The sequence below is a fragment of the Bacillus sp. iso_77 genome (assembly GCF_056173625.1).
In genome coordinates this window covers 3277595-3289647 of the sequence record NZ_CM149683.1, presented here as the reverse complement: position 1 = coordinate 3289647, position 12053 = coordinate 3277595, and the positions used below count along the sequence as shown (strand labels likewise).

The following is a 12053-nucleotide window of genomic DNA, read 5'->3' as shown; positions in this document are numbered from 1 at the left end:
ATGTGAAAGAATTTGAATGAGGTGAGCACGTGTTAAAAGGACTATACACCGCAACATCTGCCATGATCGCTCAAGAGCGGCGGACAGAAATGCTTTCAAATAATATCGCAAATGCGAATACTCCAGGCTATAAAGCAGATGAAGGGGCCATGCGTGCATTTCCAGAAATGCTGCTAAGCCGAATGGAATCAGGACGTTTCCAAACATCTTCAGGCAAAGGCTTTAGTATCCCTCAGCAAACGGCGATTGGCGGAATTAATACGGGAACATACATGCAGGAATTGATTCCTCAATTTACACAAGGAACATTAAAAACAACGGATCAAACAACGGATATCGCATTAGTAGAAAATAATGTACCCATCAACCCGGAGACAAATCAAAAGTCAGCGCTTTTTTATGCTGTGAATACACCAGAAGGCGTTCGTTATACGAAAAGCAGTTCCATTACATTGAATGATCAAAATCAGTTGACGATCAATGGACGTGCCCTTCTTTCCGTGACGGGTCAGCCGATTACCGTTCAAAGTGAGAATTTCAAAGTGAACGCAGATGGAACCGTGAGTGAAAACGGACAAAATCTTGGACAAATTGATGTACGTGTTGCAATGGATACAAGAAACCTTGCGCGTGAAGGAAATGATTTATACCGTACAGCTGATAATCAGCCTCTTCCAAGTGCGGTCAATAATGGTCAAATGTCCTATACATTAAGCCAAGGTGTATCAGAGCTGTCGAACGTTGATGTGACGAAATCATATACAGAAATGACAACAGCCTACCGCGCATTTGAAACAAACCAAAAAGTGGTTCAGGCATATGATAAGAGTTTAGAAAAAGCAGTGAACGAAATCGGAAGAGTGTATTAATGAAGAAATGAAGAGAGAGGAGGATTCTCATGCTTAGAACGATGATCAATGCAGCTGTGTCAATGAACGAGGTGCAAAAGCAGCTTGATATCATTAGTAATAACATTGCAAACAGTGAAACAACAGGGTATCGCGCGAAAAATACCCGTTTTTCAGAGCTGGTCAGACAACAGTTTAATCAGGTAGACGAAAAAAATGAGCAGGTGGCAAACAGTCGTCTGACACCTGCTGGTTTAAGGCTTGGAACTGGAACGATGGTCAATGCATCCATTAACTCATTGCAAGGGTCTATTAAAGAAACAGGCCGTGACCTTGATGTTGCATTTGGTGCGCCATCTCAGTATTTGCAGGTCAATGCTGGCGGTAACATCCGGTATACAAGAGATGGTTCTCTTTATCTACAGCCAGGAAATAATCGGAATCAAGTCCAGCTGGTGACAAGCGAAGGCCATCCGATTCTTGACGAAAACGGGAATGAGATTGTCTTAAATGCGAATTTCCGTGATATTTCTATCGATAAAAATGGCCGGCTTACAGCTATTTCTCGAGGCAATCAACCGAATCAGCAGGTGAATCTTGGGGTTGTTCAAGTGAATAATTCTTCAGCACTCATCTCTGAAGGAGAAAATTTGTTCTCAGTCGACGGCAACTATCAAGGCGCTTTAACGGCACTGAATGGGGCAAACCGTCAGGCCATTCAACTTCAGCAAGGTGCACTTGAAACGTCGAATGTGGACATGTCTAAAGAATTAACAGACCTCATGACAACACAGCGTTCGTATCAGATGAACTCAAGAACCATTACGATGGGCGATCAAATGCTAGGACTCATTAATACCATTCGATAATGAGCAGGCGGATGTCAGCCTCTCATGATAAAAAAGGCGGCTCGCTCAAAGTCGCCCTTTTTTTTATAAAAATCTGAGACATCTGCAAGCAGATCTTCAAGATCAATCCAGGCTTCTTTTCGTTCAAGACATGTGACGAGTGTAGCAATCTGTTCATCTGCCTTGGGCGTTTGGCTGTAGAGAAGGAATAAAATTTGGAACTTGATTCTTAATAGATCAAATTGGGCATCAACGGCTTCTTTTAGCCCTTTTTGAATATACTTCATTCCTTCATCAGTTAAATCCTCTTTAAAGCAGGAACGCACAGTTTCATAGAGACACGATACATAGGAGTGGGCAGATTTCCGGTATGCTGGGAGCCGAAGCGCTTTTTTAAAGTATTCTAGTGCTTCCTTATGACGATTCTGTCTCGACTTGATAAAACCAGCGTCATAATACACGATACCAAGCAGTTCTTGGTCATCAATCATTTTCACGTATTCGATAATTTCAATCAAAATAGCTTCTGCTTCTTCATATTTTTTTTGATCACTAAAGTTAAGTGCGAGCACAATTTTGCACCGATAAATGCTGTGGATATCCCCGTGCTTTGCAAAGATATCCATGGCTTTTTCAACATGTCGAATGGATAACAGTGAATAGCGGTTGTTATAATAAACGCCACTTGTACGGAAATGAAACTCCGCTTCCTCTAGCTCATCGTCTAGCAGGGGCAGTTTTTCTTCTGCTTTTTCAAGATAATGAATGGCATCATTTTGATCGCTCTTTAAAGATTCGTATAAACCGAGAAAAAAGTAAAAATAATATTGCAGTTGATCATTCATTTGATCTTTGTGGAGCATGAGTTCATGCTTCAGTTTTTCTAAGTCTTCTGTTTGGTTCATCCAGAGCTGGTGCCGAAAAAGCATAAGCTGATAATGTAAATGAAGCTCCTGTTTCTTTGACAATCTACGTTTATATTTGGTTAAGGACGTTTTGATCTCTTCAGCCTTCGAAAAATGTCGATGTTTTAGCATTGTATACCACGAATGGAGAAGTTTTTTAATGGATTTATCGCTTATAAAATTCATTTTTACCCTCTTATTCAATCAATGATGTAATATATATTACCATATTTGTGAAAAAACGATGAGTGTAGAGTGGATTATATTTCATGACAATAGGTAATGATAGATTCTATTTTTTACCATAAATGTTGGCTGAACATTGAAAAATGACTGCATTCATAATATACTTCAATAGGAATCAAATGAAGATTAGCGATATAGAAAAGAAGGAGAGATCAAGACATGCTTGATGCTCAGCAAATTCAAGACATTATTCCACACCGTTATCCATTTTTATTGGTTGACCGTATTTTAGAAGTTGATGGTGAGAAAAGAGCGGTTGGAATCAAAAATGTCACAGTAAATGAAGAATTTTTTAATGGCCATTTCCCAGGATACCCCGTCATGCCGGGTGTGCTTATTGTAGAAGCACTTGCTCAAGTTTTTGGGGTCATCATGTTAGGTAAAGAAGAGAACAAAGGGAAAATTGGTTTGTTTGCAGGGATTGACAGCTGCCGATTCAAAAGACAGGTCAAGCCAGGCGATCAGCTACGTTTAGAGGTTGAAATCACACGTCTTCGCGGTCCAGTTGCCAAAGGAAAAGCAGTTGCAACAGTAGATGGCGAAGTGGCATGTGAAGCAGAACTGACATTTTCTATCGGTCCGAAAGTATCGTAATGTGTCTGACGGTTCATCTTGTATGAACCGTTTTTTATATGGAAACATTCAGCCAGCGCGGATGAGGACTTGCTTTTTTGACAAAAAAACGTCATATTAGACAAAAAAAGATGAAGGTGATAAAGAATGCTGAAAGAATTTAGAGAGTTTGCCGTCAAGGGGAATGTGATTGACCTGGCTGTCGGTGTCATCATCGGGGGAGCATTTGGCAAAATTGTCACTTCACTTGTGAATGATTTAATTATGCCGCTTGTTGGTATTATTGTTGGGGGGCATGATTTTAGTGGATTGTCTATTAAAATCGGTTCTGCTCAAATTTTGTATGGAAGTTTCATTCAAACAGTGGTCGACTTCTTGATTATCTCCTTTTCCATTTTTATCTTTATTCGTTATTTAAATAAATTAAAACGGAAAAAGGTAGAGGAAGAAGAAGTGGTTGAAACGCCAGATCAAACGGAAGTGTTGTTAACCGAAATTAGAGATTTATTGAAAAAACAAAGCCAATCGAAAGATGTGCAATAGAAAAAGAGCGGCTCATCCCGCTCTCAGCGTGTAGACAAACCCTCGCATTCTTTGTCAGGGCTGTGCTCCGGTGCTCACGAATATTAAATTCGCTCTGCTCCGGTGCTCGCCCTTCCTAGACTTCAAAGGTTTTCTATCACGCTGAAAAGGAAGACAAAGGGCTAAAATAAAGTTCATTTTAGCCCTTTGTCAACCATCTAAGAGCGGCTCATCCCGCTCTTTTTTTATGTGTTCTGTTTAAAAGCATCCAGCAGTTTTTCTCCTGATAGCCCCTCTTTGACGAGGTCTTTTAATACTTCTTCGGTTTCTGTTCTGTAACGATTTGTGATCATTTTACCGTCGAGTAATACAGATATGTTTTCTTCTAAGGCAACGATGTTTTTGACTTGGACCGATAGATGAACAGGGCGGTTGTTTTCTTTTGTAATCGTCACGAGAATCTTTACTTCTGTATGCTGCTGAAAGAGCACTTCAAACACTTGTCTATGCTTCTTTGGAATCAGTGCCTCGATCATCCAGTGATTTTCGCCATCTTCTTTATTAATGATTAAGCCGTCACGAAGGGGAATGCTGGACATTTTATCTTGCTTTGGATCAAGTTCGATTTTTAAATCAATCAGCCTAAAGGTTTTCATATTTATCACCTCACAAGCGTTCATTATTCGTAAGTATCATTATAGCATACAACATCTGTATAAATGAAACCGCTGCCTACTCAGAACTAGCTGCATATAAGTGAAAGGAGATGTTTTATGGAGTCCTATCAACTTCGAAACATACATATTGGTGAGGAAAAGGAAAGCAATGTGAGGGTCTATACATGGGGAGACATTCTCTCATTTTGTGATGTGTATATGGAAGAAGGGGAGTCCCTCACTTTTCAATACGTGACAGACGATCAAATGGACTGTTTCGAATTTCAATTGTCAATTCATGATGGAAGGCTTTGTTTTTATTGGTTTGCGTGGGACGGGTCTGACTATATTCACATGCCTTCTAGTAATTGGATTCATTCAGATGTTTTTTATCAATTTATGAAAAATAAGTATTTCGTCAAACAAAATAAGATGATGTTTTATACGCAAGCGGTAAAAAGTAAAAATGATTGAGGAAATAAAGAATTTGAAGAACGATTTTGTCATTTTCGTTTTTTGTCTCTTGTGCTATTCCTCAGTAGACTAGGGTTAGCTGAAAGGAAAGGAGGCAAAAGGCAAAGGTCTAGCATCTCGCGGCCCTCCTCTAGCTATAGCTGATAGACTTTGCCTGGTACACATATTCACTGCGTAATAGTAGAACCAAGGTTTCTTTGTATCAGTCATGTGTCCCCTGTGAATCCCCTTATACGTATCCGGTCATGTAGCGTGACCGGGTACTCTTATATTCATTGATAAGCCGATCATCCCTTGCAAATAGTGGATACTCATTTCATAATGATGATGGATTTGAAAAACGGAAGGTCAACTGAAAATGCAGGCAAAAAAGGAGAGACCGATGACAAACATTCAATTAATCGCAACGGATTTAGACGGAACTTTATTGAACAGTGAGCACAAAGTGAGTCAGGAAAACGAGCAAGCGTTAAAGGAAGCAGCGGCGAGTGGGATTGAGGTTGTCGTTTCAACAGGAAGAGCGTATTTTGATGTGAAATCTATTTTTGATCAGCTTGGGATGAATACGTGGGTCATCAGTGCAAATGGAGCTGTGATTCATGATCCAGAAGGTCAGGTATATCATTCGGCTGTTCTAGAAGAAGAAAAAGCAAAACACATCTTATCATGGCTAGAGGAGCGTGATTATTACTATGAAGTGTTTACGAATGAAGCTATTTACACACCAAACCGCGGCAGGGAGCTTCTGGCGATAGAAATGGACCGCTTAAAGAGTGCAAATCCAGAAACGGATCAGCGTGTTCTTGAGCAAGCGGCTGAAGTTCAATACAGCCAGTCAGGTTTTGCTTATATTGATACATATCAAGAATTGTTTCGTGAGGATCAGAAGCTTTCGTTTTATAACATCTTAGGTTTCTCATTTTTTCAAGACAGATTGAAAGCCGGATGGGATGCGTTTGGACATGATTCTGAATTAACATTGGTTAGTTCGGCTGATCATAACTTTGAAATTGGAGCAAAGGAGGCGTCGAAAGGGCAGGCGTTAACCAGGCTGGCAGAAAAGCTCGGTATTCCATTAAGCCGAACAGCGGCTGTAGGAGACAGTTTAAATGATGAATCGATGATTCGGGCAGCTGGGGTTGGAATTGCAATGGGGAATGCGAGAAAGGATATAAAAGAATTAGCTGATCATGTCACGTTAACAAATGATGAACATGGTGTGGCACATATGATTCAACATCTTTTGAAATAATTGAATCGTATGTATTTGTATAAATGACATAGGATGAAGCGCATTCTACAAAAGAGGAATTCAGAACTACTTCTATTTACACCCGCTATGGAACATCATATAATTTAATTATGAATATAACCCGCTTGTAAGGAAGTTAAGGAGAGTAAACGAATGGCGCTGGAATCTTATAAGTCCGACAATCTGCATTTAATCAAGGAAGCCTTAGACTATACTCAGGTTGGCCTGACGGTGACGGACCCGTCTTTACCTGATAATCCTTTAATATATGTGAACAAGGGCTTTTTAGATATGACAGGCTATCAAGAAACCGAAGTATTAGGAAAGAACTGTCGTTTCCTTCAAGGAGATGAAACTGAACAGATTGCTCTCAAACAAATTAGGGCAGCCATTGAAAACAAAGAGGCTGTCACTGTACAGTTGAAAAACTATAAAAAATCTGGTCAAATGTTTTGGAACGAGTTAAGTGTGGCGCCTCTATGGATTGATGAAAATGAAGGGAAACGCCTTTATTTCGTTGGTCTGCAAAAGGATGTTACGAAAGAGATGGAACAGCAAGAGCTTCTTGAGCAATCCATTGATGAAGTATTGAATATTTCTGTCCCGATTGTTCCGGTGAAGGATGGTATTTCTGTCCTGCCGATCATTGGTACGTTAACAGCGCCAAGGTTTGATAAAATCATCTCAACAGTCTCCACTTATATCTCTCAATCCAAAGACGATTACTTTATTGTGGATCTGTCTGGTCTATTAGAAGTGGATTCATTTGTGGCGGATGCGATCTTTAAGCTGAACGATTTGATTTTAATGACTGGCACAGAACTGATCGTGACAGGTATCAAACCAAATCTTGCGATGAAAATGGGAGAAATGAGAGAGGACTTCCGTGAGTTGAATACGTATATGAATGTGAAATCTGCATTGAAAAAGCTGCAAATTTAAGCATTCCTTTAGATGAGATTAAAAAAAGAGGACTTTTCATCAAGTTTGAGAAAAGTCCTCTTTTTGCTGTCATTACGATGATTGAGCGGCTGCACTTAACGTGAATAAATCTTCTAGTTCGTTCGTTGACAGCTCTGTAATCCAGCTTTCACTTTGGATAATTTGATCATTTAACGTTTGTTTTGTTTCGAGCATTTGATCAATTTTTTCCTCTATCGTGCCGGTTGTGATCATCTTATGGACGTGAACAAACCGCTTTTGCCCGATGCGGTAAGCACGGTCTGTTGCTTGGTTTTCTACAGCAGGATTCCACCATCTATCGTAGTGAATGACATGATTGGCGGCGGTTAAGTTTAGTCCGGTTCCTCCTGCTTTTAAAGAAAGAATTAAGATGTTGAACTCTTTTTTCTGGAAACGTTCCACCATTTTGTCCCGATCATGTTTTGATAAGCTCCCATTTAAAAATTGAACTGGTTCTCCAAACATCTTTTCGGCGAGCTGTTTGATCATGTTGCCCATTTCAATATACTGCGTAAAAATGAGACAGCTTTCTCCTTGTTCGTGTATGGCTTTTAACAGCTCTGCTAATTTATCCATTTTTAATGAACGCTTCAACAATTTCACATCTGTTCCGCTCTCTTTTAAATAAAGAGCAGGGTGATCGCAAATTTGTTTGAGTCTGCCAAGCATACTTAAAATGATGGCTTTCCGCTGCATCCCTGTTAATGAGGCCATATGTTCGAATGTATCTTTGACCAGCTGTTCATATAAAGATGCCTGCTCTGCAGATAACGGGATGAATTCTTTTTCTTCTAGTTTCTCTGGCAGATTGAGTGCAACTTCTTCATCTTGTTTTGTTCGTCTTAATAAGAATGGCTTGATCAGCTGCTGCAGCTGTTGGATTCTTTTTTCTTCACGGTCTTTTTCAATCGGAAGGACGAACTTTTTATGAAAACTGGTCAGGCTGCCGAGATATCCTTTGTTCACGAAGTCGAAAATAGACCAAAGCTCTGTCAAGCGGTTCTCCATCGGTGTCCCGCTGAGGGCAATGTGGTGCTGTCCTTTTAATTGCCTAATGGCTCTCGATTGTTTCGTATGGGCATTTTTAATGTTCTGGGCTTCGTCTAAGCAAATGGTATTCCATTTGGCTGCTGTTAATTCATCACGGTCAGAATGTGAGAGACCATACGAAGTGAGGACGATATCTGTTGATTCGTACGCTTTTGTAAAGTTCTCACCTTGTGGACGTGATGGTCCATAATGCAGAGCGACATTCAAATGTGGTGCGAATGTTTCAAGCTCTCTTTGCCAGTTCCCTAATACGGAAGTCGGTGCAATGATGAGAGATGGAGCGGCGTCTTGTTGATGCTCCTTCAAATAGGTGAAATAAGCGATCATTTGAATCGTTTTTCCAAGTCCCATATCATCTGCTAAACAAGCCCCGAATCCATGAGACCTTAAGAACAGAAGCCAGTTGACACCGTGCTGCTGATACGGGCGCAGTGTGCCCTTAAAGGACTCACTCATCTCATAGGATGGCAGCTCTTGTGTATCATTTAACTGATGAACAAGTCCTCGTAGTTGAGACGAAAGTTCAAATTGAATATGGGCAAAGGCCGAACTGTCTAGCAACTCAGGAATCGACTCAGAGGAGGCCTCTTGGTCTGCGAGTTCACGTGATAAAATATCCGACATATGAAGTCCTTCGTTCTCAGCGCGCTCCATCCATTTCTTCATTTGCTGGATAAAGGTCGGGTCGATTTTAATCCATTGTCCACGAATGTTGACAAGACGACGTTTACTTTGAACAAGCTCGTTGAACTCATCTTCTGTCAGCTCAATCCCGTTTGTGGCAAAGCGCCAATTAAAGTCCATAAGGGCATCCATTCCAACGTGCGATTCGCCTCGTGGTGTGGAGGAAATCCGTGCTTTTAGCATCATGGTGCTTTCTTTGACGATCTGCCACCATGATGGGAGCAGGATCTCAATCCCCATGTTCACAAGTGTTTCACTCGCTTCAGATAGGAAGAGCCATGCTTCTTCTTCTGACATGAGGGTGGTACCAGATGTAAATGAGAGCCAAGGGACAATCTGACCGAACCGCTCCAGCTCTCTGGTGATTTTTTCTTGAAACGGACGCCATGATTTTTTTAAAGAACGGATGCCTTCAAAGAAATGCAGATCACTGTTTTTCTTATCACGCAAAAACAATTCAATTTTCCAATCATCCCCGTCGAAATCAGGCTCATTTAAACGCAAGCCGACAGTGAAAGGTGTCTCATCATCAATCCAGCCGATCGTTTCCAAGAAATCCTGTTCATCTAAAAAATGTCCCTGGAAGGAGGAAAGAGCAGGCGATTGTGCAGTCATTCGGTTCCATTTGTGCTGCAAGGCATCATCATATTGAATGTAATCCTGTACGGCAAAGGAGAACCAATCAGCTGTGTAGCCATCTAATAGGCCTTCTTTGTCTTTAAAGCGAAGCATGCCTTTTGTCCATGCCTCGAAATCTGGGACAAAATCTTCATCCTCGATGAATTCGTAAATGGTTGAGGCTGTTTTCATAAGCGGCTCTGTTTCATCCGTTAACGTCACATGGCTGAAAGTATTGAATGAATTTTTCCCTAGCAATTCAACGGTCATCCAAGGACTTAACAGGAAGGCAGGTGTGCCAATAAAGCTCACATCTTCTAAGAATGTTCCGTAAAAAGATGATTCGTGCCATTGGAAAAGCTGCCTCTTCATTTCATTTAGCGGTACAGGCTGTCCGTCCTCTGCTTGCGCTGAAATGGTGAAAGAGAAATCTTCGGTTTGTTCTGCATGAATGACAATTTGTTTATGGCGTGTCATCAATTAATTTTCCTTTCTTCATTTCCTCTTGGAACGCACGCAGCCGTTTTGTTGAATCTTGCAGCTGCTGTACATATCTTTCCCACACCGCGGTTTTTTTCGTTTTATGATAAAGCGTACGCAGTTTTTTGAGCATTTTCACAGATTCCCGGTAAGCACTTCGATTCTTTTGATCGAGAAGCAGTGAGATTTCCCGGTGGTACGAAGGAATGAGTGCTTCAGGCTCTTCCTTTGCAATCTGTTTGATCAGTTCTTTCTCCAATTCACTGATGGAGAAACCAACGAGGCTGTGTATTTCAATCCATTCTGCATAGCGTTCTTGTGCATATAAGAGCTGACTATATTCAGTAAATGCATAAGGCATACAGATTTGGAGATAGCGTTCATACAAGAAATGATCTTTCGTCTGTTTAAAGTACGCGTCTAAATAAAAGAAGAAATCGCTGACGGCTCCACGCAGTTCTCTATAAGATAGGTCAAGCTGGCAATATTCTTCTAATACATATGTGATCTCTTGATACCAAAGTTTGAGACGCTTCCAGTCCTTGCGGTTTGTGAGATCCTTTAGCCAATTGAGCACATTCGGCAGCATATCTGCATTGAGCAATTTTAGTTGCTGGAAGAGTCTTTCGTCTTCTTTTAGCAAATAATCCATATGCATCAGCCCAATGGTGCGTTCAACCGTTTGCTCCTGCTGTTGGGCGCTCTTGAGTAATTCTGTTTCTTTTTTGACCCATTTCCCTCTATTTAATATAGTTCCCCACATTTCCATAAAGACCGCAACTCGTTCATGCTGGAAAGGTCCGCTGATTTGAAGAAGTGTCCGAACGGCAGTTGGTGTGTTTTCAAGAAACGGATCGAGGGAAAAGGAAAGGGCGTATGTCCTCAAATGATCCACTGAATCAAAAATGGTGTTCATGAGCTGTTCTACATATGGATTCATCGAATAAAAGTCTTTTTCGGCATCAAGACGGCCGAGATCGATTAGCTCATGGAGCCTTAACCACACATCGATGGACGTATGAATCGCATACAAACTCTTGAATTCAGGTGAAGTGGGTGCGTGTTTTTTCAGGATCGATAAATAGCCGTAATACAAATGCTGTGGCGTTTGCTGGTGCTTCGGTGTCCGTTTCAGCCAGAGGTGAAATTCCTCCTGGAAAAAATTCAGCCAGCTCTGAAGTGATTGTTCATCTGGGCGCTTCACTTGGAAGTGCTGACGAATGAGTTCTTTGCTGCGCTGTAATTCATCCTTCTCTGACCAATTTTCTGTAAAGCCGGTCACACTCTCTACTTGAGCGTATAGCGAAAAGAAGACAGCGAGGATGTGTTTACATAGTCCATCAGCTGGACATGAACAGCTGCTTCCCACTGGAAACAGCACATGAAGGTGGACTCTTGCTGCCACGACATCATGTACATAAGCTGACCATTCGGTATCAGACTCTTGCTTGAGCCGATATACGCTGTCCTGTCTATAAGTAATCAATGCTTTTTTGATGAGTTGCTTGTTTTCATCTGTTGAAGGAAGAAGTTCTTTGATCTGTTCGGCTGTTTGTTTGATTTCTTCTTCGTTGATGTTGTGCTGAAGCATTTGATCCGCTCCTAACCAAGTAAAAGATTCCAATTCTTTTATTATAGCTCAATGGTGATTTATAAAAAAGTTTTTCATGAAAATGGTCATAAATTTCAAAAGCTGTCGAATGATGTAATAGAGTATTGCATAAACCAACCATACAGCATATAATAATGAAATTAGTGGAATCGAAAGGATACAGACATGGATAATAAGGGTTTAAATCAAGAAGAGTTTTTAAAGATTTTGATGTACGCTCATGATATTGGTGAAAATTCCAATGATGTCACAACAAAAGAAATGCTTGAAAATCTGATTGCTCATATTCGAAATGGCCTTGTTTCATAAAAGTAGCCCCCTG

General features: G+C 40.8%; 12 protein-coding genes. 8 read left to right on the top strand and 4 right to left on the bottom strand.

What is annotated here, in order from left to right; translation table 11 throughout:
• Positions 1-29 precede the first annotated feature (29 nt).
• Positions 30-869, top strand: a complete 840-nt coding sequence (locus AC0VYC_RS16905) for a flagellar hook-basal body protein (RefSeq protein ID WP_017360018.1) — start codon at positions 30-32, stop codon at positions 867-869.
• A gap of 29 nt (positions 870-898) precedes the next feature.
• Positions 899-1717, top strand: a complete 819-nt coding sequence (locus AC0VYC_RS16900; RefSeq protein ID WP_007497568.1) for a flagellar hook-basal body protein — start codon at positions 899-901, stop codon at positions 1715-1717.
• A gap of 14 nt (positions 1718-1731) precedes the next feature.
• Here the strand turns inward: AC0VYC_RS16900 and AC0VYC_RS16895 are convergent, their stop codons facing one another.
• Complete coding sequence (locus AC0VYC_RS16895; RefSeq protein WP_058337021.1) at positions 1732-2787, bottom strand: tetratricopeptide repeat protein; 1056 nt, start codon at positions 2785-2787, stop codon at positions 1732-1734.
• A 219-nt stretch (positions 2788-3006) separates the two neighbouring features.
• Here AC0VYC_RS16895 and fabZ point away from each other — a divergent pair, with 219 nt between their 5' ends.
• Both fabZ and mscL read left to right on the top strand, forming a co-directional pair.
• A complete protein-coding gene (gene fabZ, locus AC0VYC_RS16890; protein WP_024718731.1) occupies positions 3007-3441 on the top strand; it encodes a 3-hydroxyacyl-ACP dehydratase FabZ in 435 nt (144 codons plus the stop codon).
• 126 nt (positions 3442-3567) lie between these two features.
• The gene (mscL, locus tag AC0VYC_RS16885; protein WP_008343317.1) at positions 3568-3963 is read left to right on the top strand and encodes a large conductance mechanosensitive channel protein MscL; all 396 of its coding nucleotides are present in this window, start codon (positions 3568-3570) and stop codon (positions 3961-3963) included.
• A gap of 224 nt (positions 3964-4187) precedes the next feature.
• Here mscL and AC0VYC_RS16880 read toward each other — a convergent pair whose 3' ends face one another.
• On the bottom strand, positions 4188-4598 hold the full coding sequence (locus AC0VYC_RS16880; RefSeq protein WP_003215215.1) for a YwpF-like family protein: 411 nt from the start codon (positions 4596-4598) through the stop codon (positions 4188-4190).
• A gap of 117 nt (positions 4599-4715) precedes the next feature.
• Between AC0VYC_RS16880 and AC0VYC_RS16875 the strand changes: the two genes are divergently transcribed.
• From AC0VYC_RS16875 to ytvA, 3 genes are all read left to right on the top strand, one after another.
• Positions 4716-5072, top strand: coding sequence for a hypothetical protein (locus AC0VYC_RS16875; protein ID WP_008343305.1), 357 nt, complete (start codon positions 4716-4718; stop codon positions 5070-5072).
• 391 nt (positions 5073-5463) lie between these two features.
• Complete coding sequence (locus AC0VYC_RS16870; RefSeq protein WP_216635359.1) at positions 5464-6324, top strand: Cof-type HAD-IIB family hydrolase; 861 nt, start codon at positions 5464-5466, stop codon at positions 6322-6324.
• 153 nt (positions 6325-6477) lie between these two features.
• Positions 6478-7266, top strand: a complete 789-nt coding sequence (ytvA, locus tag AC0VYC_RS16865; RefSeq protein WP_251210523.1) for a YtvA family blue-light photoreceptor — start codon at positions 6478-6480, stop codon at positions 7264-7266.
• Positions 7267-7338: 72 nt separating this feature from the next.
• Here the strand turns inward: ytvA and AC0VYC_RS16860 are convergent, their stop codons facing one another.
• Both AC0VYC_RS16860 and AC0VYC_RS16855 read right to left on the bottom strand, forming a co-directional pair.
• Positions 7339-10116 (bottom strand): DEAD/DEAH box helicase, encoded by a 2778-nt coding sequence (locus AC0VYC_RS16860; RefSeq protein ID WP_017360014.1) that lies wholly within the window; start codon positions 10114-10116, stop codon positions 7339-7341.
• The gene (locus AC0VYC_RS16855; RefSeq protein ID WP_327871963.1) at positions 10103-11710 is read right to left on the bottom strand and encodes an SWIM zinc finger family protein; all 1608 of its coding nucleotides are present in this window, start codon (positions 11708-11710) and stop codon (positions 10103-10105) included. Before AC0VYC_RS16855 ends, AC0VYC_RS16860 begins: the two co-directional genes overlap by 14 nt.
• A 186-nt stretch (positions 11711-11896) precedes the next feature.
• On the opposite strand from AC0VYC_RS16855, the gene AC0VYC_RS16850 reads away from it, so the two are divergent.
• Complete coding sequence (locus AC0VYC_RS16850) at positions 11897-12040, top strand: YwzD family small protein (RefSeq protein WP_003214884.1); 144 nt, start codon at positions 11897-11899, stop codon at positions 12038-12040.
• The last annotated feature ends 13 nt before the right edge of the window (positions 12041-12053 follow it).

Coding starts and splice junctions, on each gene's coding strand:
- AC0VYC_RS16900 (WP_007497568.1), top strand. CDS start 899: ATGCTTAGAACGATGATCAATGCAGCTGTGTCAATGAACGAGGTGCAA.
- AC0VYC_RS16895 (WP_058337021.1), bottom strand. CDS start 2,787: ATGAATTTTATAAGCGATAAATCCATTAAAAAACTTCTCCATTCGTGG.
- fabZ (WP_024718731.1), top strand. CDS start 3,007: ATGCTTGATGCTCAGCAAATTCAAGACATTATTCCACACCGTTATCCA.
- mscL (WP_008343317.1), top strand. CDS start 3,568: ATGCTGAAAGAATTTAGAGAGTTTGCCGTCAAGGGGAATGTGATTGAC.
- AC0VYC_RS16880 (WP_003215215.1), bottom strand. CDS start 4,598: ATGAAAACCTTTAGGCTGATTGATTTAAAAATCGAACTTGATCCAAAG.
- AC0VYC_RS16875 (WP_008343305.1), top strand. CDS start 4,716: ATGGAGTCCTATCAACTTCGAAACATACATATTGGTGAGGAAAAGGAA.
- ytvA (WP_251210523.1), top strand. CDS start 6,478: ATGGCGCTGGAATCTTATAAGTCCGACAATCTGCATTTAATCAAGGAA.
- AC0VYC_RS16860 (WP_017360014.1), bottom strand. CDS start 10,116: ATGACACGCCATAAACAAATTGTCATTCATGCAGAACAAACCGAAGAT.
- AC0VYC_RS16855 (WP_327871963.1), bottom strand. CDS start 11,710: ATGCTTCAGCACAACATCAACGAAGAAGAAATCAAACAAACAGCCGAA.
- AC0VYC_RS16850 (WP_003214884.1), top strand. CDS start 11,897: ATGGATAATAAGGGTTTAAATCAAGAAGAGTTTTTAAAGATTTTGATG.